Source organism: Pseudomonas sp. LBUM1657 (assembly GCF_059716075.1).
The window spans coordinates 1,397,433-1,417,891 of the sequence record NZ_CP166799.1; the positions used below are offsets into that span (position 1 = coordinate 1,397,433).

Genomic DNA, 20,459 nt, shown 5'->3' on the forward strand with positions numbered 1-20,459 from the left:
CACGCCGTGGGCTTTGTTGGCAGTCAGTCAGGCAACGCCTTACTGAGGTTTTGCTTCAGTTTTAGGTTTGCCGAAGTGCCACTCGTAAACCACAAATTTGAAGTCTTTCAGATCGCCCTTGGCGTCGAAGCTCAGGTCACCAGTCGGGGTTTTGAACGTGCCAGCGTGGATAGCTTCAGCCACTTTGGCAGTGTCTTCGCTCTTGGCAGCCTTGATACCGTCGGCGATCACGGTCACAGCCGAGTAGGCCGGGAACACGAACGGACCGCTCGGGTCTTCTTTCTTGGCTTTGAACGCATCAGCCAGGGCGATGTTGGCTGGATCCTGGTCGAAGGATTTCGGCAGGGTCACCAGCAGACCTTCGGAAGCATCTTTGGCGATCTGCGAAATAGAGTCGTTACCCACGCCTTCCGGACCCATGAACTTGGCTTTCAGGCCTTTTTCACTGGCTTGACGCAGGATCAGGCCCAGCTCCGGGTGGTAGCCGCCGTAGTAGACGAAGTCGACGTTGGCTTGCTTGAGCTTGGCGATCATCGACGAGAAGTCTTTGTCGCCGGCGTTGATGCCTTCGAACACGGCAACCTTGACGTTTTTGCCTTCCAGGGTTTTTTTCACGGCGGTGGCGATGCCTTCACCGTATTGCTGTTTGTCGTGCAGAACGGCAACGATTTTCGGTTTTACGAAGTCGGCAATGTAGTTACCGGCGGCAGGGCCCTGGGCGCTGTCCAGACCGATGGTGCGGAACACCATTTTGTAACCACGGGAAGTGATGTCCGGGCTGGTGGCAGCCGGGGTGATCATGATCACGCCTTCGTCTTCGTAGATGTCCGAAGCCGGTTGGGTGGAGCTGGAGCACAGGTGACCAATCACGAACTTGACGCCGTCGTTGACGACTTTGTTCGCGACCGCTACCGCTTGTTTTGGATCACAGGCGTCATCGTATTCGACGGCTTCGAGTTTCTTGCCGTCTACGCCGCCCTTGGCGTTGATTTGTTCGATGGCCATTTTGGCGCCACTGAACTGCATGTCGCCGTATTGGGCTACAGGGCCGGTCTTGGGGCCGGCGATGCCGATCTTGATGGTGTCAGCTGCGAACGAATGGCTGGCAACCCCGGCCAGAACCATAGCGGCAAACAGTTTGGAAATCTGCTTAGTAGCCTTAGTCATAGTGCTCCACTCTTACTGTTGTAGTTTTTATAGTCCTGGCGCCGTAGCAGCAGAACCGGGTCAGATATCTTCGATATCCTCCGGAAAATGCCCCCGGCAACTGTACCGGTACAGTGTAGAGCGCCGATTGTTAGCCTGGGAAGCTGGCGCCAGGGGGCAAAACCTGAGGGTGTCGCTTTATTGAAAGAAAAAGACAGAATCGCGGCGGGGGTTATAGCTGAACTATCAGCAATCCTTGGCTTTCCTGCTCTTTTCGTTCGGTAACTCAATTGCATCCGGGTTTTTCTGCCAGACCACCAACGTTATGATGACGTCGATTTCTTTTCCGGACAGGACCCATGACTCAAGAACCTAGCACCCTCTATGCCAAGCTGCTTGGTGAAACCGCATCTATTACTTGGAAGGAGCTGGAGCCGTTCTTCGCCAAGGGTGCCCTGTTATGGGTCGACCCGGGTCTGGATTTGATCGCTGCAGCCGAAGCCGTGGCCACGGATGAAGGCGAGAAAGTGGCTGCCTGGCTGGCCGCGGACAAGCTCGCCAAGCTGTCTGAAACGCGGGCGCTGGATCTATTCGAACGGGATCCGGAGCTGTGGGCAGTGGTTGTTTCGCCATGGATTTTGATCCAGGAAAGGGCGCAGGCCTAAAGTCATGCACCGATTTGGTGCTTGGCGTTGTCCAGAAAAAGTGTGTAGCCGAGTAGCGTGATGGCATGTTGCCGTAGAGAAAGGCCACAGAAGGGTCTTGGCGAGGGTGACGTAAACGTAACGGGAACAGTTTTATGAGCAGCCGATTGGCTGCTTAATTGTTTCTGATTATGAGGGACGGTAGGTTTTGAGGTGAATGTCAGGCCGCTTCCGCGAGCAAGCCCGCTCCCACACTCGATCGAGTATTTCCAGAAGAAATGCGATCAAAAAGTGGGAGCGGGCTTGCTCGCGAAGGGGGCGCCGCTGATTAAGCGGTTTTACCCGTATGGTTATTCAAGGAAATAACCTTGGTCTTGCCAATCCGGTGACGGTAGATCTCGCGCAGGTACTTGATTGCCTTCTTCACGCAGTCCCGGGACAGGCGAATGTCGTTGATCGAGACGAACTTGTCTTTGTCGTTGATCAACTCGCGGTACTTCTTCTCGTACATCGGTTTGATCGCATACCAGTTGGTATCGAGAATCTTCGCCGGGTTCTCGAACTCGTTGAGCAGGTCGTCGATCAGGTCTTCGTCGAATTCTTCGTTGATGATGAAGTCCAGGATCGAGTTGTCCAGGGTGTCATCAAAACGATACGGGTTCTTCGCAAAGCAACGCTTGATAAAGGCCACGATCAGCGTCAAGAAGTCGTCCGACAGGCACGGGCTCTTGGCGATCAGCGTGGTCAACGACAGGTTGGCCGAGGCGCCGATCACCAGCGCGTAACGCTTGAGCGTGGTGTTGGGGAACAGGCTGTTGAGGTGTGTCTTCAACCGGTTCAGGTCCATGTAGGACAGCTTGTAGTCCTTGGGCAACGAAACGATCGACACCACCGACGAGCAGTTCTTGAAGAAGTGCAGGTCGTGCAGGGCTGCCGCGTCATAACCCGAATTCTTGTACTGCTCCAGCGAAGCGCGATAGCGCTTGGACTCGATCGGCAACAGGCTGATGCCTTCGATTGCCTGAGTGACCTTGTTGAAGTGCGGCAGGTCGATGGAGCGGAAGAACAGATCGTCGATATTCAGCCGCTGCGGCTCTTTCTCGAACACCTTGAACTTGTCGTTGCTTGGCGGCGGGGTTTCCGGCACCACGGACTCGGCGTAGGCAATCGCCACCGGGCCGGCCAGACTCATGAACAAGTCGTTGGCGTCGAGGCGAATGGTTTCGCCGATGTCGATGCCCGCACGACGGAAATAGTTCTGGTCGTAGTCAGTCGTAACCGCCTGCGCCGTAAGAATGTTGAAGATCTGCTGCGAGATGTACTGGTTGGCGTGTTTTTCCATCGCGTTGACATCGATGTTCTGGATGTTGCCGTCATCGCTTTCTTCGGCGTAACGCATGATGTCGTTAGAGATCAGCATCATTGCGTTCCATGGGCGGATACGTCCCATGACGCTGGCTTCGCTGCTGTCTTCGTTGGCGAAGTTGTAAGAGAAGTCCCACTCTTCCGACAGGTATTTGCACAGCAGGCGACCGGCGTTGATGTGCAGCGCCTCGGACATTTCACTGCGGTGATCGGAAATGTTCGGCAGTACACAAATGCCGCTGGTGAAAATCGGCTCGAAAACGAAGGAATGACCGCTCTTGCCGTCGTGTTCATCCATCGGCTTGGTGTCGAACGTCTTGTTCATGTACGAGTGCTGCTGGGCCAGGCCGAACTCCGAAGCCATGCCCGAACCGGTACCGCCGCCGGCACTGAAGATCGAGAAATACAGGCGCGACTGGTTGGCCTTGATGCCGCAGCTGTCGATCAGGTACGAGTGAATCATCTTCCAGTCGGGGCTGGAGAATCGCTGGGTGTCCTTGTTCAGGATGATCTTGGCCAGGTACTGTCCGAGGATCGGCGCGTTACCGGCGCCACCGGCATGGACTTCCGACAGGTCCATGATTTTCATTTTGCTGTAGTCGCGCAGGAAGCCGCTTTTTTCGCCCTTGCGCGAGAAGCGGATACGCCCGGCGATGTCTTTGTCCAGGTCGCCGAGCATCACCAGCGGTTCCACCAGGAACACGGGTTTTGAAGATTTGTTCGGCCCCAGGCGCAGGTTATTGCGAATCCACTGTGCCGGGCTGTAGCCCTTTTCGGCATAGCGCTTGTCCGGTGACAGGCGGTCTTCGTTATTGAATTCGTTGAGGTAAAACTTGCGGGCGTTGTACACCAGTTCCGCGACGTCCAGCGCGATGTTCGAACCGCAGCGACCCAGGCCGATCAAGCACACCGACGGGAATTCCTGGTCGTTGTGCTGTTCGTTGTCGCCTTCCAGATGCGGCGGGCGCGGGAACACCATGTCGCGTAGACCGTCGAGGTTATCGAGGATGCGGTCGGTGTTGGTTTCGGTGAAGTACAGGTATTGCTGAGTCGCCAGCGGGCGCGACGGCGTCGATGACTTCGACGGCGCGGGGCTGTTCGCCGCGGGGCTCAGCGTCAGATCGGATATCGCAGTGGCCGGATTGTTTTTAGAAGTCATTGTGCGCCATATACCTGAACTGGTTGGTTGGGCGACAGGCTGTCGTCAAACCATCACGGAATGGGAACTCGCGTCTTTTTGCAGCGCGTATTAGGCCCAAGCGTCAGAGCCTTGGCCTGAGCATCGCTCGGGGGAATCCTTTCCTAAGTCATGATGAATCGGCCAATATTCGACGATCTTTAATCAAAAGGAGGCTAAATGATGGCAACGCTACCTTCGCTCGGGTTTGCCGGAATCGGTTTGATGGGGTTACCCATGTGCCGGCGCTTGCTGGCTTCGGGTTACCCGCTGACCGTGTGGAACCGCAATCCGGCCAAGTGCGCGCCTCTGGTTGAGGCCGGCGCCCGGCAAGTCGCTACGCCTGTCGAGTTGTGCCAGCACGCCGATGTAGTGATGTTGTGTCTGGCGGACACATCGGTGGTACGCGAGGTGGTTTTTGGTCCGGCCGGGGTTGCCGAGGGTGCGAAAAGTGGTCAATTGCTGGTGGATTTTTCCAGCCTGGAACCCACCGCCACGCGGGAAATGGCGACAGAGCTGGCCAGCAAAAGCGCTATGAAATGGCTGGATGCACCGGTGTCCGGCGGAGTGGTCGGCGCCGAGGCGGGCAGCCTGGCGATTATGGTGGGGGGCGACGCGGCGGACCTTGAGCGTGTCAAACCGGTTCTACTGAGTCTTGGTCAGCGCGTGACCCATATGGGCGCTGTCGGGGCAGGCCAGGTGACCAAGGCGTGTAACCAGATGATCGTTGCCTGCAACGCGCTGGTGATTGCCGAAGTGGTGGCCTTGGCCGAGCGTTCCGGTGTCGACGCCAGTCTGATTGCCGAGGCCCTGGCCGGTGGTTTTGCTGATTCAAAACCGTTGCAGATTCTCGCCCCGCAAATGGCCGAGAGTCGTTTCGAACCGGTGAAATGGCACGTACGCACGTTGCTCAAGGATCTGGACACGGCCGTGAAGTTTTCCCGTGAACAGGGTTCAGCCACACCGATCAGTGGATTGGCCGCACAGCTGATGCGGCTGCATGGGGGCCAGGGTTTCCTGGAAAAAGATCCGTCGACGTTAGTGCAGCTGTACCGAGCGCCAGACCGAAAGGACTGATGCAACGCGAGTGCTTGCGCTGATTGATTTCGTTCAGCACCGGACGCAATTCGGTCAGCGGCACCGGACGACTGAGCAGGTAGCCCTGGACGAAGTCGCAGCCATTGCGTTCGAGAAATTCGTATTGCTCGAAGGTTTCCACACCTTCGGTCACCACCTGCAAGTGCAGGGTATGGGCCATGACGATAATCGCCTGGACTATCTCCATGTCCTGGGTGGCCTTGGGAATGTCCTGGATGAACGAGCGGTCGATCTTCAACGTGTTGAGCGGCAGGCGCTTGAGGTAAGCCAGGGATGAGTAACCGGTGCCGAAGTCATCGATCGACAGAGAAACCCCGAGGGCGCGAATCTGGCGCAGCAACACCAGCGAATTGGCGATGTTGTTCATCACCGCATTCTCGGTCACTTCCAGTTCCAGCCGCTGCGGCGCCACCCCGGAGATTCGCAGCGCGTGTTCGATTTCATCGACCAGCTCTGCGCGCGCCATGCTCAGGGGCGAGCAGTTCACGGCGATCTTGAGTTCTTCGCAGCCATGGTGTGATAACTCACCCAGGTCGTCACAGGCCTTGCGCAGCACCCAATTGTCCAGTTCGGTGATCAGGCCGTTGGCCTCGGCAATGGCGATGAAGCGATCCGGTGCCAGCAATCCGTGCACCGGATGTTGCCAGCGAATCAGCGCTTCAAGCTTGCTGACCTTGCCGGTTTTCAGTTCGTAGATCGGTTGGTAATAGAGCATCAGCCCGGTGTCTTCGCGCAGGGCATGACGCAGTTCTTCTTCCAGTTGCAGCTCCAGCGTGGCGCGGGTTTTCAGGTTCTCACTGAAAAAATTCAGGCTGTTGCGGCCGTTGCCCTTGGACTGATACAGCGCCAGGTCGGCGTTTTTCAGCAGCTCCTCGCACGTCTTGCCATCTTCGGGAAACAGGCTGATGCCAATGCTGGTGGTCATCACCATGTGCCGCCCGGACAGCTCGATGGGCTCCTTCATTTTCAACATGATGCGCTGGGCCATGTGCCGCGCTTCTTCACGATCGTGCAGGCCGATGAGGATGCAGAATTCGTCGCCGCCGAAGCGTGCCACCACATCTTCATGACTGCGCACCGATCCCTTGATGTGGCTGGCGAGGACTTTGAGCAATTCGTCGCCGGCATCATGGCCGAGGCTGTCGTTGATGCGCTTGAAATGGTCGATGTCCAGGAACAGCACCGCCAACATGCCGCCTTCGTTGGTCTTCTCGATGAGCTTTTCGGCAAAGAGTTGATTGAAGCCTCGGCGGTTGAGCAGGTTGGTCAAGGCGTCGTGGTGCGCCACTTGCTGCAGTGACATGCGCGCCTGGTCCAGTTGACTGAGCAGGGCGTTGACCCGTTGCAGGTCGCGCTCCTTGATTTGCAGCTTCTTGTCCGCCAGTGCCGCGCTGATGCTGCTGCCGATGATCAGCAGCGTGATAACCGCCACCGCCAGCCCCAGTTGCAGGTGATTGTTGTCGCCGGGCAGCGTCTGCAGTGCGCCGTCGGGCAGCACCAGATTGAGGGCGGCCATGCCGGTGAAATGCATGCTGACGATGCCCGCCCCCAGCACCAGGCTGGCGATGTATTTGAGCAACTGATGGGCCAGACCGGCGCCGTCGCGCAGATGGCTCGATATCAATAGGGCTGCGAGGCTGGCACCAATAGCGATAACAATGGAGAGGGTGAACAGCGCGGGGTGGTAGTAGGTGATTGCATTCGAACGCATGGCGGCCATGCCGGTGTAATGCATGCAGGCAATGCCCAGGCCAATGCAGATCGAAGCTTGAAGGTACTGCCGGAAACTCAGTCGAGGGTGACTGAGGGTGTGCATTGCCAGCCACGAGGCGAGCAGGGCGATCAACAGCGAAAGGAGCGTGACAGGCAGTTCGTAATGGATCTCGATCGGCGCCTGGAACGCAAGCATGCTGATGAAGTGCATGGCCCAGATCCCGCCCGCCAGGCACGCGGCACCGACCAGGCGCCAGAGCCGCTGGGAGGCGGACTTTTCTGCATTACCGACCCGTTCGGCCATGTCCAGTGTGGCAAAGCCGCCGACACACGCGACTACATACGCCAGCAACACCAGGAAAGGGTCATGTGCACAATTGAGTATTACCTGCCCGCTTTTTGGAAGCTCGGTAATGAAATGCAAACCAAGCCACTCCATAGCATGCCCCGTCTTTGTCATCCCGACGCCATAAACCCTGGCGAATGCATTGGAGTATAGAGGTCATGTACAGAGCGCAAGAAATAGTGGCACATTGACGTCAATCATTTTGGAATGAACATTGGCTTCTTTAGAAATAAATTGTTGCACCGGCAGCGCCAGCTTCCATGGGGGGGTATCAGCTTTACGAATAATTACAGACAGCTCTTGCGGCCCTGACTAGATTGCAGGTTCCGGGGGCAGTGAGGCCTCATAACAATAAAAGAGACGGACCCATGCAGAACTCGACCCAAGCGGCGAATGCCTGGCGCATTTTGTTCCTGCTGTTCCTGGCCAACCTGTTCAACTTCTTCGACCGCACCATCCCCGCCATCATCATCGAGCCGATCCGCATGGAATGGCACCTCAGCGACTTTCAGCTGGGGATCATCGGTACAGCTTTCACTATCGTCTACGCGATTGCCGGTCTGCCCTTGGGGCGGATGGCCGATACCGGTTCGCGCAGCAAATTGATGGGCTGGGGCCTGGCGGCGTGGAGCGGACTGACGGCGGTCAATGGCTTGGTGGGCAGTTTCTGGAGTTTCCTGATCGTGCGCATGGGCATTGGCATCGGTGAAGCCAGTTACGCACCGGCGGCCAACTCGCTGATTGGCGATCTGTTTCCGGCCCACCGTCGGGCGCGGGCCATGGGCATTTTCATGCTGGGTCTGCCGTTGGGGCTGCTGCTGGCGTTCTTCACCATCGGCTGGATGGTCAAGGTGTTCGACAGCTGGCGTGCGCCGTTCTTCATCGCAGCGGTGCCGGGGCTGATCCTGGCGGTCTTCATGTTCTACATCAAGGAACCCAAGCGCGGCGCGGCGGAAAGTGTGCAAGTCTCGCAAGAACGCGTGGACCGGCCGATCCGTCGGGTGTTGGCAGTGCCAACCTTCCTGTGGCTGGTGATGGCGGGGCTGTGCTTCAACTTCGCGACGTATGCCTGCAACTCATTCCTGGTGCCCATGCTGCAGCGTTATTTCCTGATGCCGTTGCAGGACGCAGCGGTGGCGACCGGGGTGATTGTTGGCGTGACCGGGCTGTTCGGCCTGACACTGGGCGGTTGGGTCGCGGACAAGATTCACCAGCGAGTGGCCAACGGCCGTCTGCTGTTTGCGGCGTTCAGCCTGATCATTTCGACCGTGTGCACAGCATGGGCGCTGCATTCGGGGCGGATCGAAATCGGCGTGTTCGTGGCGGTATTCAGCTTGGGTTGGCTGTTTGCCTACAACTTCTACACCTGCGTTTACACGGCGATTCAGGACGTGGTCGAACCGCGCTTGCGGGCCACGGCCATGGCGCTGTTCTTTGCCGGGTTGTATTTGTTGGGCGGTGGTCTGGGGCCAGTTGTGGTGGGCGCTCTGTCCGATCACTTTGCTCATGCAGCGATGCTGGCGGCCGGTGCCGGGCAGATGACCGAGGCATTCAAGGCGGTTGGCTTGCATGACGCGATGTACCTGATCCCGGTGGCACTGTTTTTCACCATGGTGTTCCTGGTCCTGGCGTCGCGGTGTTTTGTGAGGGATGCCAAACGAATGAAGGAAGGGCTGGTGGCGGTGGTTGAGCCTGGGGTTGCTGCGGCGTCGGCGTGAGTGACCTTGAAGGAATGATTATTTCTGGTTTTTGTCTGCTGCCCGCTTTGGGGTGGCAGACAGTACCAAGCCGATCACACCTATATAAAGGATGATGCCAGCGATACTGAGTAATGTATCGAGCACAAATGCACAAATCAGAAGTATCCCCAAAAGTGAGGCAAGCAATAAAAGAAAGTTGGATATAAAGAAAATAGACAGTCTTATAACAAACGACTTGGCTTTCATCATGGTTGACAAAAACATACCCAAAATTGTAAGTGCAATGGCTGCAATACCTATGGCCTGTAAGGCTACCGTCAGTATCACTACGATAGATAAACCTTCGGTGTCAGAAAGGTCTTCCGAGTTGATTGGAAGCTGGGCCGCTGCATAAAGCAAACAGAACCAAGCCGCGATGAACGGTACAATAGAAGCCAGTAGGCGTAGGTGCGGGCGCATAAGTAGTATTTGTCCTGATGAAATGGGTTGGTCGCCAGTGTGTGCGCGACCAATTGATATGAATGGTCTAATGCAGTAAATCGTAGATCAGTATAAGTGAAAATTAGCGTTCTATAGTTATCACGTTAGTGCCTGTGATGGCGATTTGATAGGGTTGGGCGTTTAAATATTTCTCAACGGCTGCGAGTACGCTGGTGGAACTCTCGCCTATTACGGAGCGCCATGTGCCCGCATTTGCATCATATATATCGTTGTAGGCTCGTGCCCCGCCATTGAAAGATAATTTTCCGTTTTCATGCTTCGTGATTGTGCCTTCGATTTTTAGAGTGATATTGCCAAGCCAAACTTCGGTCAACCAGGAGTTCGAGCCTGTGTTGTACGGGACTTTATCCAAAGCAATTGTTGTCCAACCTAGGGGAGCACGAGCAAGCGCCGACTCCAGCATCGGAATTGGCGTGCTGGACAGGTTTAAGCCCAAGCTATTGATGTTCGTCTCTGCAGTAGCACCTTTCCCATAAAGAAAATGACCAAATGCAGCAAGTGGAGTTAAAGTGCCGCCAGACAGGCCAGTAGATTCCGGAACAGACCCCGCTTTGAAGTTGCGTGAGGTATAGTTTAGTGCTTGCGCCGGAGACATGTTTGGGTTCAAACAAATATAGTTGTCAGCGAAAGGGATCGCCTGCATATCTCGCACTATGGATTGAACAATGCCCAAGGCGACCCCGTTTCTAATAGAGGCTTGTTGCTCATTGGTGATCTTTATGATCATCTCTCGCCATAGTCCTTGGCCGTAGAATTCATTTCGCTCTTGTTGCTGTGCAATAAAAATCATTGCAGGATTCGGGGCTGGCCAAGCACCGCCGCCTGATGGTGGAGAGTAACCAGGTGCTGTAGTGGTAACTTTAAGAGGTGGTAGCGTAATTCCATTACTCATAGGTAAATTCCTTGTAGTTGTTACTGTGGGGAGCTGAGTTTCATTCGCTCACAGGGCTGTATTTTCTTCCTTGGAGATCGTTGGCCTTGGAGGTGGTATGTTTTCCGCATTTCCATGCTAATTGATTAATTGACGGAGTGCGTCTGAGAGCTGAGTCGGAAATCTCTTTTCGAAAGTAGGAAAAAGCCGAAATAAAATATAATTGCTACTGTGGTGTGCAAGTTGCCGAAGTCTCCTATGCAACTGTCGGAAATATCCTGCGCATTGGCTTGGTAACCCCTATGCATGCTTGTATCAATCACTTATCCAATAAAAAAGGCCCGCATCGCTGCGGGCCTTTTTTGTTTCAGGGGTGGAGCAGGGGACTTAACCCGCCACCAACACCCGAATCGCTTCCAGTCGCAGCGCAGCCTTGTCGAGCATGGCCAGGCCTTGCTCGCGTTGTTTGCGCAGGGCAACCAGTTCGCTGTCGCGTACGGTCGGGTTGACCGCTTGCAATGCGGTCAGGCGCGCCAGTTCTTCGTCGGTGTCGGCGGCCAGGCGACGCTGCGCCTCGGCAACACGCTCGGCGTGACGCGGGAAGATCTTCTCTTCGCCGGCGTTGATCCGTGGCGTCAGTTGATCGCGCTGGGCCTGGATGAACTTGTTGGCGCTGGCACGCGGCACACTTTCCAATTGATCGTTCAGGGTTTCGAACGACACCCGGGACGACAGGTCGTTGCCATTGGCATCGAGCAGGCAGCGCAGGGCGGCCGGTGGCAGGTAACGGCCCAGTTGCAGGGAGCGCGGGGCAACCACTTCGCTGACGTAAAGCAGTTCCAGCAGCACGGTGCCAGGCTTGAGGGCCTTGTTCTTGATCAGCGCCACGGCGGTGTTGCCCATGGAACCGGACAAGACCAGGTCCATGCCGCCCTGAACCATCGGGTGCTCCCAGGTGATGAACTGCATGTCTTCGCGAGACAGCGCCTGGTTGCGGTCGTAAGTGATGGTCACGCCTTCGTCGTCGCCCAGCGGGAAGCTGGCGTCGAGCATTTTTTCACTCGGCTTGAGGATCAGGGCGTTTTCCGAATGGTCTTCGCTGTCGATGCCAAAGGCGTCGAACAGGGTTTCCATGTAGATCGGCAGCGCGAACTGATCGTCTTGCTCGAGGATGTCCTCGACCAGCGCATCGCCTTCGCCGGCGCCGCCGGAGTTGAGCTCCAGCAAACGGTCGCGGCCGGTGTGCAGCTCGGCTTCCAGACGCTCACGCTCGCCGCGGGCTTCGTCGATCAGCGCTTGCCACTCGCCGTCGTCGGCGTTTTCCAGCAGCGGCAGCAGGCGCGAACCGAACTGATGCTGCAAGGCGTTGCCGGTCGGGCAGGTGTTGAGGAATGCGTTCAGCGCTTCGTGGTACCACTGGAACAGGCGCTCTTGCGGGCTGGTTTCCAGGTACGGCACGTGCAGTTCGATGATGTGCTTCTGGCCGATCCGGTCCAGACGACCGATCCGTTGTTCCAGCAGGTCCGGGTGGGACGGCAGGTCGAACAGCACCAGGTGGTGGGAGAACTGGAAGTTGCGACCTTCACTGCCGATTTCCGAACAGATCAGCACTTGCGCGCCAAATTCTTCGTCGGCGAAGTAGGCAGCGGCGCGGTCACGTTCGAGGATGTTCATGCCTTCGTGGAACACCGTGGCCGGGATGCCGGAACGCACGCGCAGGGCGTCTTCCAGGTCCATGGCGGTTTCGGCATGGGCGCAGATCACCAGGACTTTGGTGCGCTTGAGCATCTTCAGCGTATCGATCAGCCACTCGACGCGCGGGTCGAATTTCCACCAGCGCTCTTCTTCGTTGGCGTCCGGCTGGGCCTGGAAGCTGACTTCCGGGTACAGCTCGGCGTGATCGCCCAGCGGCAGTTCGAGGTATTCGTCCGGGCACGGCAGCGGGTATGGGTGCAGTTTGCGCTCCGGAAAACCCTGCACGGCGGCACGGGTGTTGCGGAACAGCACGCGGCCGGTGCCGTGGCGGTCAAGCAGTTCGCGGACCAGACGGGCGGCAGCTTCGGTGTCGCCATCGTTGACCGCGGCCAGCAGCGCTTCGCCTTCGTTGCCAAGGAAACCATGAATAGTCTTGTGCGCTTCCGGCGAGAGGCGCCCCTTGTCCAGCAATTCCTGAACGGCTTCGGCCACCGGGCGATAGTTTTCGCTCTCGGCGCGGAAGGCGTGCAGGTCATGAAAACGGTTCGGGTCGAGCAGGCGCAGACGGGCGAAGTGGCTGTCCTGGCCCAGTTGTTCCGGGGTTGCGGTCAGCAGCAATACGCCGGGAATGACTTCGGCCAGTTGCTCCACCAGCGAGTACTCGGGGCTGGCCTTTTCTTCGTGCCACACCAGGTGGTGCGCTTCGTCGACGACCATCATGTCCCAGCCCGCCGCAAACAGCGCGTCCTGGGCTTTCTCGTCTTCCACCAGCCACTCCAGTGCAACCAGTGCGAGCTGGGTGTCTTCGAACGGGTTGGCGGCATCGCTTTCGATGAAGCGTTCTTCGTCGAACAGCGCGACTTGCAAGTTGAAGCGGCGGCGCATCTCCACCAGCCATTGGTGCTGCAGGTTCTCAGGAACCAGGATCAGCACACGGTTGGCGCGGCCCGAGAGCAGTTGGCGATGGATCACCAGGCCGGCTTCGATGGTCTTGCCCAGACCCACTTCGTCCGCCAGCAGAACCCGCGGCGCAATGCGGTCGGCGACTTCACGGGCGATGTGCAACTGGTGTGCGATCGGTTGCGCACGCACGCCGCCCAGGCCCCAGAGCGCGGATTGCAACTGGCGGCTGGTGTGTTCCAGGGTGTGATAACGCAGGGAGAACCAGGCCAGCGGGTCGATCTGCCCGGCGAACAGACGGTCGCTGGCCAGACGGAACTGGATGAAGTTCGACAGTTGGGTTTCCGGCAGGGTGACCACTTCGTTCTGCGCGTTGAGGCCGTGGTAGACCAGCAAGCCGTCGACATCGTCGACTTCACGCACGGTCAGTTTCCAGCCTTCGAAGTGAGTGATCGAGTCACCCGGCGAAAACCGCACACGAGTGAGGGGCGCATTCCGTAGCGCGTACTGGCGAGTGTCGCCAGTGGCCGGATAGAGCACGGTCAACAAGCGGCCGTCCTGTGCCAGAACGGTGCCCAAACCCAGCTCGGCTTCGCTGTCACTAATCCAGCGTTGCCCCGGTTGATACTGCTGCGCCATGCTGCCTGACTCCCACCTTGAAAAAGCGGGCTATCTTAACGGAATGAGGCCTTCAGGGCCAAAGGACTCTCATAAAAACTCGCAGAATTACGTTAGTCCAACGATGTACAGGATGTTGGTCGGGGCACTTGTAAGTGCCAACCGGGTCACAGTTTGCGACCGATGGCTCAAGTCGCCATCCGCGCAGCCGACAGCCTGCTGACAGGAGACTAATAATTATGCTGCCCCCGATGCTCCCCTTGAGTGCCGTACCGATCACCTCACAGCATGACCCGATCCGCCAGCGCCCGGATATTCCGCCCGTGGTGCCTGTGCAGGACAGCTCCAACGAAAGCACCATCGACCTGCAAAAGCGTGATCCCGAAGAAGCGGCCCTGCAGCTGCGCGAGGAACAGCGCCGACAGCAGCAACGGGACAAGCGTCGTCGTGAAGCTGATGAAGATCCCGAAGCCCACCTGGCGATTCCCGGTGACGAGCTCAATGCTGACAACACCGTGCCGGTGGCGCCGCTGATGGAAGATCAGCCACGCCAGGGGCTTTGGGTCGATATCGAGATTTAGTCCTGGCTGTTGGCTTGCTCGCCGAGATTCATGCCTTCAGTTCGAAAATCGCATCAATCTCCACCGCCACGCCACCCGGCAGGCTCGACACGCCGACAGCCGTGCGCACATGCCGGCCTTTCTCGCCGAGGGCGTTGACCAGCAGATTGGATGCGCCATTGGCGACCGCGCCCTGGCGCTGGAAGTCCGGGGTGCTGGCGATAAACACGCCGAGGCGGATGATGCGCACCAGTTTCGACAGGTCATCACCCAGGGCATTGCTCAATTGCGCAAGCAGACCCAGAGCGGCGATTTCGGCGGCGTTGGCGCCTTCTTCCTCGGAGATCGACTCGCCTAGGCGACCGATAAACACCGGTTTACCCTCCAGCATCGGGATCTGCCCGGAAATGAACAGTTGGTTTTGGCTGACCACGTGGTTCACGTAATTGGCGATCGGCTGGCTCGGAGTCGGCAGAATCAAACCCAGTTGCTGGACGCGGTGGACGAGTGAGTCGGTCATGGTGAATCCTCCTGAATGAAGGGTTCAGCTTGGTGTGCTCTCAATAGCGCGACAAACGGATAGATTTAATCCGACGTATTCAAATAATTCATGCGTTGGCGATTTCATTCAGCCACTGACTAAAACATTCTGCTGCGTGGTTTAGCGGACGGTCGGGAGTGACCAGCCAATAACCGATGTCGCTCATGAACAGCGGAGTATCGAAGGCTTCCACCAGCGCACCTTCCTTGAACCGGCGTTCAATCAAGTGATGACGGCCCATGGCGATGCCTTGGCCGGCCACGGCAGCTTCGACGACGATGTTGTAGTCGTGGAGCATCACGCTGGGGTAATGGGCAAGTTCGATGCCGTTGTGCGCGCTCCAGTCTGCCCACTCGAACGGTTGATAGGACTTGGCCATGAGCAGCGGGCCGTTGCCGACGCCTTGGTTTTTGAAGGCCGGGCTGCAAACGGGCGTCAGTTTTTCCACCATGAAGCGCCGGGCCTGGACCTTGGGCCAGCCACCCTTGCCGTAACGGATCGCCAGGTCCACTTCGCCACCGCCGACATCGGCCAGTTGCACCGAAGGCAACAGTTCCACATGGATGTGTGGGTAGCGCGCATTGAAACCGGCCAGGCGCGGTGCTAGCCACAGGGTGGCGAATGAAGCGAGGAGGCCGATGCGCAGGGTGGTTTCCTGCTGTTCATTGCCGCGCAGTTCGCGGGTGGCCAGGGCAATGGATTCCAGGGCGGGTTGAATCTTGCGGTAGTAAGTTTCGCCGGCTGGCGTCAGATCGATGGCCCGTGTGCGACGGATAAACAGCCGCTGGTTCAGGAACTGCTCAAGTTTCTGCACCTGATGACTGATTGCGCTTTGGGTCACTGACAGCTCATCGGCGGCCTTGATGAAACTCAAATGACGCGCCACGGCCTCGAAGGCGCGCAGGGCCATCAAGGGTGGCAGATCCTGGTGCAATTCCACGGCGCGGGTCCTTTGGTCCATCGCAAAGTCGCGATTGTGCGGTGAAAAACCGGCTTGAGCACATGTTTTGTTGAGGCGTCGTTGCGCGGGTGACTGGTCAGCGCTGGCGCCAGACCGCATTATTGACGCAATCCTGCCGAGCGATGCGGCACCTCAATTTCATTCACGCGATGCACTGAACGCCATGAGCCAAGACGACAAACTGATCGACCTCAATACCGAACGCGCCAAACGTGTTCATGACCTCAACGAAAAGCGCCTGAATGAAGTGCGCCAGGCATTTGAACAAGCCATGCCGTTGGGGAAAGCGAAGAAAAAGCCGAAAAGCAAACCGAAAAAGCGTTGATACCCCCCCTGCATCCCTTGATGCAGGTCAGTTATTTCCCTCCTTTACGCCCAGTCTCGGGCGACATTGATCCCGGTCAATTTTTTCTCCTGCCTGATTGGTTAACTTAGCCCCATCGCAACAGGGCAAGTGCAGGAGAGCCGTCATGTTCATCGACAACGTGGTGATCGCCGGAGTGCTGACAGTCGGCCTCATGGTTCTGTTTTTCGCAGGGTTTGGATTTTTTATCTGGAAGGATTCGCATAAGCGGAAATAGCCGTAAGTCTTTCTGGAAGCAATGAGCACGCAAGGCATTTTGGGCAACTTCGGTTGCCTTTTTTTTTGCCCGATTCTTGAGGAGTACACCGAATCACGTTGGGGCGGGCTTGCTCGCGAAAGCGGTGTGACAGCTAGCATCAATATTGACTGACACTCCGCCTTCGCGAGCAAGCCCGCTCCCACAGCGGATTTGTGGTGTTCGGAAATACGTAGGCATGAAAAAGGCGCGGCTCTAACGAGGCGCGCCTTTTTCGTTGCAGCTGTGTATCAGCTGGCCAGTGCCTTGGAAGCCAGCCAGAACAGGCCGGCCGACAGGGCCACGGTCGCTGGCAGGGTCAGGACCCAGGCTAGCAGGATGGTTCTGACGGTACCGCCTTGCAGGCCGCTTTTGTTGGCGACCATGGTGCCGGCAACGCCCGAGGACAGTACGTGGGTGGTGGACACCGGCAGGCTGAAGATGTTGGCCATGCCGATCAGGCTCGCGGTAGTGATCTGTGCCGACATGCCTTGGGAGTAAGTCATGCCTTGCTTGCCGATCTTCTCGCCGATGGTCAGTACCACGCGTTTCCAGCCGACCATGGTGCCCAGGCCCAGTGCCAGCGCAACCGCCAGAATCACCCAGAACGGAGCGTATTCGGTGGTGGCGGTCAGGTCTTTGCGCAGTTTGTCCAGATCAGCCTTTTCACGGGCAGCGAGGCCTGGCAACTTGCCGACTTTCTTGGCCGTGTCGTCCAGGCAGAGCAGGTAGCGACGTACTTCGATTCGGCTTTCCGACGGCAGCGAATGGTAGTCAGCTACACCCTTAAGCGTGCCGAGCAGGGCGGTAATGGTCGGTTCGGTCTGTTGCGGGTTGCAACGGAATTTCTCCGGCAGATCACCTTCCACGCTTTTGCCCAAGGCCAGGAACTCGCCCAGCGTATCGGCGTTGCGCTTGTAGAACTGGCTCAGGTGCAGGGTCGCATCGCGAGTCCGTTCGATCTGGTAGGTGGTGCTGCTCAGGTCAAGTACGAACTGTGCCGGCACGATACCGATCAGTACCAGCATGATCAGGCCGATACCTTTCTGGCCATCGTTGGAACCGTGCACGAAGCTCACGGCCATGGCCGAGATCACCAGCACCAGGCGGTTCCAGAAAGGTGGATGCTTCTTGTCGTCGATCTTGCGGCGCTGTTCCGGTGTCTTGTGCATCTTCGACAGTGGACGCCACCATTTCAGGCCGATCAGTATCAGGGCGGCGACCAGGAAGCCGGCCATCGGCGAGAACACCAGGGAGGCACCGATATCGATTGCCTTCTGCCAGTTCACGCCATCGCCCAACGGGATGTCGTTGATCAACGCATTGGCCAGGCCTACGCCGAGGATCGAACCGATCAGCGTGTGGGAACTGGAAGCCGGGATACCGAAGTACCAGGTGCCCAGGTTCCAGGTGATGGCGGCGGCAAGCAGCGAGAACACCATGGCCAGTCCGTGACCGGTGTTCACATTAATCAGCAGCTCTACCGGCAACAGGTGGACGATGGCGTACGCCACGCCAACACCGCCCAGCAGCACGCCAAGAAAGTTGAACACACCGGAAAAGAACACCGCCAGATGGGGCGGCATGGCTTTGGTGTAGATAACAGTGGCCACCGCGTTTGCGGTGTCATGAAAGCCGTTGATGAACTCGAAGGCGAGGACAAAGGCCAGGGCGAGCAAGAGGCTCACAAGCACCCAAGCATCAAGTCCGCTGAATAAATCGATCATGAAGGTTTTCTGACCCGGTCGTAAGGGGGCGCGATTATGCCAGAAAAGACTGAAAATCGATGCACCTGCTGCTCATCGGTAACATTCTTCAACGAATTAATTGGCAGCCGTACCCAAAGCCCGAGGTTTTTACCGGGTTTTACAAGTCATTGAATTTCTTTGAAAAGCCGTGGCCACAAGGGTTTCTCTCGTGAAGGCGAGAGGCTCGAACGCTTGTGTGAAATTTCTGAGAAGAGGGCCGGAAACAAGCCATTTACCTCATCACGGTGCGTGAGGTGGCCGCTGCCCGCTCGTAGCGGGCGCGAATGGCAACATCAGAGCACCCCGCTTTTAACGAGTGCCGACGCAGGCCCATGGAAAGGATTCAGGCCGAGGCGATCATGGCTCTTCGGCTTTGAGTTCCTTTTCCATCTTCTGCAATTCCTGGGTGAATGCCTGATCCTGAACGGTGGCGCGTTTACGCCAGGGTTTGCGTTCCGGTTCGGGCTGAGCGGCGTAGGTGGTGACTTCCCCGCCGTAAACTTCCTTGTAACGTTGTTCCTGGCGCTCAAGTTCCGCGCGCAGTTCGTCTTTCGTCACAGTGCTACCTGTTTGAGTTGAGATAAATTCTGGTGAAACGCGCTGCACAAATCATTGACCGCACGCGTCGAAAGGACAAAACCCGTAAAGGCTTCGCTTTTGCGGCAGTGCGATCAATACTTCCATGTTGCAGGCGGCCACGGCACCAGAGAAAAACAGCTGACGTAGCATCAGTTTCCTGTTTCAGCGCGCGCGTTGGCGAAGCATATGAAATGAGCGTCAGGCGTTTGCTGAGGGCAGCGGCGATTGAACATCTCGCTACCGGGTGACGGAAACGGCAAGTAAAAAAACCGGCCGCCACTCAATTGCATTATAGCGGGCGAGCCGAAGAACACTATCTCCAAAGAGTTAAAAGTGGAGCTGAATGTGTGATTGTTTTGGTACTCGCAACTTTACCGCTAACTATGGCGCACGGTGACACCACTTTGCAGCGATGTCTTTCTGACGTCATTAAGTCGCACAAGTTGGCAACTACATCGCCATTTCATTCTGTGTCCCATCCAATCTGAAAAAAGACGTAACGGTCTGCCAAGCCCTTCCAATAGCCGGATGGCATTGGAGGCAGTCAATTGCGATTATCGGTCGATGGTTCGATAATCGCCCGATCTTGGCTGCCCGGGCTTGTATGCGAACCGGCTGCCGCTTGTAATAGCCGCTGATCCGTGTGGAAAAGGACCTGATATGAACGATCAAATGCGCAATTCCTTCGCTTCAGTGGCGCCGCCGATCGTCGCATCGCCCGCCAAGCGGATCCAGGCGATGACCGGCGATCCGGATTTCATGACGTCCCTGGCCCGTGGCCTGGCCGTGGTGCAAGCCTTCCAGGAGCGTAAACGGCACCTGACCATCGCTCAGATCAGCCACCGTACGGAAATTCCTCGCGCCGCTGTGCGACGTTGCCTGCACACCCTGATCAAGCTGGGCTATGCCACGACTGACGGCCGCACCTATTCGTTGCTGCCCAAAGTGCTGACCCTGGGCCATGCCTATTTATCCTCGACGCCGTTGGCTGTTTCAGCACAGCCGTACCTGGACCGCATGAGCGAGCAACTCCATGAGGCCTGCAACATGGCCACCCTGGAAGGCGATGACATTTTGTACATCGCCCGCTCGGCCACCACCCAACGGCTGATTTCCGTCGACCTGTCGGTGGGCGGACGTCTGCCAGCCTATTGCACCTCGATGGGCAGGATTCTTCTCGCTGCACTGGACGACACTTCGCTGCGCGAATACCTCGACCACGCGGAGTTGCAAGCCAAAACCAGTCGCACCCTGCATACCCCCGAGGCGTTGCTCGAATGCCTGCAAGAGGTGCGACAGCAAGGGTGGTGCATCGTCGATCAGGAACTGGAGCAGGGCCTGCGCTCGATTGCCGTTCCGGTGTACGACGCTTCCGGGCAAGTGGTGGCGGCGCTGAACGTCAGTACCCATGCCGGTCGGGTCAGCCGCAACGAGCTGGAACAGCGTTTCCTGCCTGGTCTTCTAAGTGCCAGCCGCGACCTCAGCGCACAACTCTTCGCCTAGGCATTTACCTAAGCTGTTCGATAAACGCACAGAGTCGCGTTTATCGAATTGACGCTCTTTCCCCCGGCTCATTAATGTCGCGGCAGCGTCATCCGGTGCTAATCGTCGCCGGACGACGCCCCCAATAATAATGAGAAGAGGCGCCCCCATGCGTACGTTTCCCGACTGTCGCTGCTCCCACCGGTTTTCCTGCC

Annotated in this window: 17 protein-coding genes; 7 read left to right on the plus strand and 10 right to left on the minus strand. The window is 57.4% G+C overall.

Annotation, left to right across the window (positions count from 1 at the left end):
* Positions 1–39: 39 nt before the first annotated feature.
* Positions 40–1,167, minus strand: coding sequence for a branched-chain amino acid ABC transporter substrate-binding protein (locus tag ACA055_RS06280; RefSeq protein WP_497682836.1), 1,128 nt, complete (start codon positions 1,165–1,167; stop codon positions 40–42).
* 338 nt (positions 1,168–1,505) lie between these two features.
* On the opposite strand from ACA055_RS06280, the gene ACA055_RS06285 reads away from it, so the two are divergent.
* A complete protein-coding gene (locus tag ACA055_RS06285) occupies positions 1,506–1,811 on the plus strand; it encodes a DUF2288 domain-containing protein (protein WP_497682837.1) in 306 nt (101 codons plus the stop codon).
* A 307-nt stretch (positions 1,812–2,118) separates the two neighbouring features.
* Here ACA055_RS06285 and ACA055_RS06290 read toward each other — a convergent pair whose 3' ends face one another.
* Positions 2,119–4,314 carry a hypothetical protein gene (locus tag ACA055_RS06290; RefSeq protein WP_497682838.1) on the minus strand — a complete coding sequence of 732 codons (2,196 nt, stop codon included), beginning with the start codon at positions 4,312–4,314 and terminating at the stop codon, positions 2,119–2,121.
* A 198-nt stretch (positions 4,315–4,512) separates the two neighbouring features.
* On the opposite strand from ACA055_RS06290, the gene ACA055_RS06295 reads away from it, so the two are divergent.
* Positions 4,513–5,409 (plus strand): NAD(P)-dependent oxidoreductase, encoded by an 897-nt coding sequence (locus ACA055_RS06295; protein WP_497682839.1) that lies wholly within the window; start codon positions 4,513–4,515, stop codon positions 5,407–5,409.
* On the opposite strand, the gene ACA055_RS06300 is transcribed toward ACA055_RS06295, so the two are convergent.
* Positions 5,300–7,582, minus strand: coding sequence for a putative bifunctional diguanylate cyclase/phosphodiesterase (locus ACA055_RS06300; RefSeq protein WP_497682840.1), 2,283 nt, complete (start codon positions 7,580–7,582; stop codon positions 5,300–5,302). The two genes, ACA055_RS06295 and ACA055_RS06300, sit on opposite strands and share 110 nt — an antisense overlap.
* Positions 7,583–7,857: 275 nt before the next feature.
* Between ACA055_RS06300 and ACA055_RS06305 the strand changes: the two genes are divergently transcribed.
* Positions 7,858–9,207 (plus strand): spinster family MFS transporter, encoded by a 1,350-nt coding sequence (locus ACA055_RS06305; RefSeq protein WP_497682841.1) that lies wholly within the window; start codon positions 7,858–7,860, stop codon positions 9,205–9,207.
* Between the two features lie 18 nt (positions 9,208–9,225).
* Here the strand turns inward: ACA055_RS06305 and ACA055_RS06310 are convergent, their stop codons facing one another.
* From ACA055_RS06310 to rapA, 3 genes are all read right to left on the minus strand, one after another.
* Complete coding sequence (locus ACA055_RS06310) at positions 9,226–9,648, minus strand: hypothetical protein (protein WP_497682842.1); 423 nt, start codon at positions 9,646–9,648, stop codon at positions 9,226–9,228.
* A gap of 103 nt (positions 9,649–9,751) precedes the next feature.
* On the minus strand, positions 9,752–10,582 hold the full coding sequence (locus tag ACA055_RS06315) for a lipid II-degrading bacteriocin (RefSeq protein WP_497682843.1): 831 nt from the start codon (positions 10,580–10,582) through the stop codon (positions 9,752–9,754).
* 366 nt (positions 10,583–10,948) lie between these two features.
* A complete protein-coding gene (gene rapA, locus ACA055_RS06320) occupies positions 10,949–13,795 on the minus strand; it encodes an RNA polymerase-associated protein RapA (protein WP_497682844.1) in 2,847 nt (948 codons plus the stop codon).
* Between the two features lie 218 nt (positions 13,796–14,013).
* Between rapA and ACA055_RS06325 the strand changes: the two genes are divergently transcribed.
* The gene (locus ACA055_RS06325; protein WP_497682845.1) at positions 14,014–14,355 is read left to right on the plus strand and encodes an aspartate-semialdehyde dehydrogenase; all 342 of its coding nucleotides are present in this window, start codon (positions 14,014–14,016) and stop codon (positions 14,353–14,355) included.
* 28 nt (positions 14,356–14,383) lie between these two features.
* Here the strand turns inward: ACA055_RS06325 and ACA055_RS06330 are convergent, their stop codons facing one another.
* A complete protein-coding gene (locus ACA055_RS06330; protein ID WP_497682846.1) occupies positions 14,384–14,854 on the minus strand; it encodes a RidA family protein in 471 nt (156 codons plus the stop codon).
* A gap of 88 nt (positions 14,855–14,942) precedes the next feature.
* Positions 14,943–15,815: a LysR substrate-binding domain-containing protein gene (locus ACA055_RS06335; RefSeq protein WP_497682847.1), complete on the minus strand. Its 873-nt coding sequence runs from the start codon at positions 15,813–15,815 to the stop codon at positions 14,943–14,945.
* Between the two features lie 184 nt (positions 15,816–15,999).
* On the opposite strand from ACA055_RS06335, the gene ACA055_RS06340 reads away from it, so the two are divergent.
* Together ACA055_RS06340 and ccoM are read left to right on the plus strand one after the other, a co-directional pair.
* Complete coding sequence (locus tag ACA055_RS06340) at positions 16,000–16,161, plus strand: hypothetical protein (RefSeq protein WP_167355728.1); 162 nt, start codon at positions 16,000–16,002, stop codon at positions 16,159–16,161.
* Between the two features lie 145 nt (positions 16,162–16,306).
* Positions 16,307–16,417, plus strand: coding sequence for a cytochrome c oxidase subunit CcoM (gene ccoM / locus ACA055_RS06345; protein ID WP_497682848.1), 111 nt, complete (start codon positions 16,307–16,309; stop codon positions 16,415–16,417).
* Positions 16,418–16,686: 269 nt separating this feature from the next.
* On the opposite strand, the gene ACA055_RS06350 is transcribed toward ccoM, so the two are convergent.
* A complete protein-coding gene (locus tag ACA055_RS06350) occupies positions 16,687–18,162 on the minus strand; it encodes an inorganic phosphate transporter (protein WP_497682849.1) in 1,476 nt (491 codons plus the stop codon).
* Positions 18,163–18,540: 378 nt separating this feature from the next.
* Positions 18,541–18,741 carry a hypothetical protein gene (locus ACA055_RS06355; protein WP_007935837.1) on the minus strand — a complete coding sequence of 67 codons (201 nt, stop codon included), beginning with the start codon at positions 18,739–18,741 and terminating at the stop codon, positions 18,541–18,543.
* Between the two features lie 681 nt (positions 18,742–19,422).
* On the opposite strand from ACA055_RS06355, the gene pcaR reads away from it, so the two are divergent.
* Positions 19,423–20,265: a pca regulon transcriptional regulator PcaR gene (gene pcaR, locus ACA055_RS06360; RefSeq protein WP_497682850.1), complete on the plus strand. Its 843-nt coding sequence runs from the start codon at positions 19,423–19,425 to the stop codon at positions 20,263–20,265.
* The last annotated feature ends 194 nt before the right edge of the window (positions 20,266–20,459 follow it).

Bases quoted from the DNA above. Each gene is read 5' to 3' on its own strand.
- ACA055_RS06280 (WP_497682836.1), bottom strand. From the start codon at position 1,167: ATGACTAAGGCTACTAAGCAGATTTCCAAACTGTTTGCCGCTATGGTT.
- ACA055_RS06285 (WP_497682837.1), top strand. From the start codon at position 1,506: ATGACTCAAGAACCTAGCACCCTCTATGCCAAGCTGCTTGGTGAAACC.
- ACA055_RS06290 (WP_497682838.1), bottom strand. From the start codon at position 4,314: ATGACTTCTAAAAACAATCCGGCCACTGCGATATCCGATCTGACGCTG.
- ACA055_RS06295 (WP_497682839.1), top strand. From the start codon at position 4,513: ATGATGGCAACGCTACCTTCGCTCGGGTTTGCCGGAATCGGTTTGATG.
- ACA055_RS06300 (WP_497682840.1), bottom strand. From the start codon at position 7,582: ATGGAGTGGCTTGGTTTGCATTTCATTACCGAGCTTCCAAAAAGCGGG.
- ACA055_RS06305 (WP_497682841.1), top strand. From the start codon at position 7,858: ATGCAGAACTCGACCCAAGCGGCGAATGCCTGGCGCATTTTGTTCCTG.
- ACA055_RS06310 (WP_497682842.1), bottom strand. From the start codon at position 9,648: ATGCGCCCGCACCTACGCCTACTGGCTTCTATTGTACCGTTCATCGCG.
- ACA055_RS06315 (WP_497682843.1), bottom strand. From the start codon at position 10,582: ATGAGTAATGGAATTACGCTACCACCTCTTAAAGTTACCACTACAGCA.
- rapA (WP_497682844.1), bottom strand. From the start codon at position 13,795: ATGGCGCAGCAGTATCAACCGGGGCAACGCTGGATTAGTGACAGCGAA.
- ACA055_RS06325 (WP_497682845.1), top strand. From the start codon at position 14,014: ATGCTGCCCCCGATGCTCCCCTTGAGTGCCGTACCGATCACCTCACAG.
- ACA055_RS06330 (WP_497682846.1), bottom strand. From the start codon at position 14,854: ATGACCGACTCACTCGTCCACCGCGTCCAGCAACTGGGTTTGATTCTG.
- ACA055_RS06340 (WP_167355728.1), top strand. From the start codon at position 16,000: ATGAGCCAAGACGACAAACTGATCGACCTCAATACCGAACGCGCCAAA.
- ccoM (WP_497682848.1), top strand. From the start codon at position 16,307: ATGTTCATCGACAACGTGGTGATCGCCGGAGTGCTGACAGTCGGCCTC.
- ACA055_RS06350 (WP_497682849.1), bottom strand. From the start codon at position 18,162: ATGATCGATTTATTCAGCGGACTTGATGCTTGGGTGCTTGTGAGCCTC.
- pcaR (WP_497682850.1), top strand. From the start codon at position 19,423: ATGAACGATCAAATGCGCAATTCCTTCGCTTCAGTGGCGCCGCCGATC.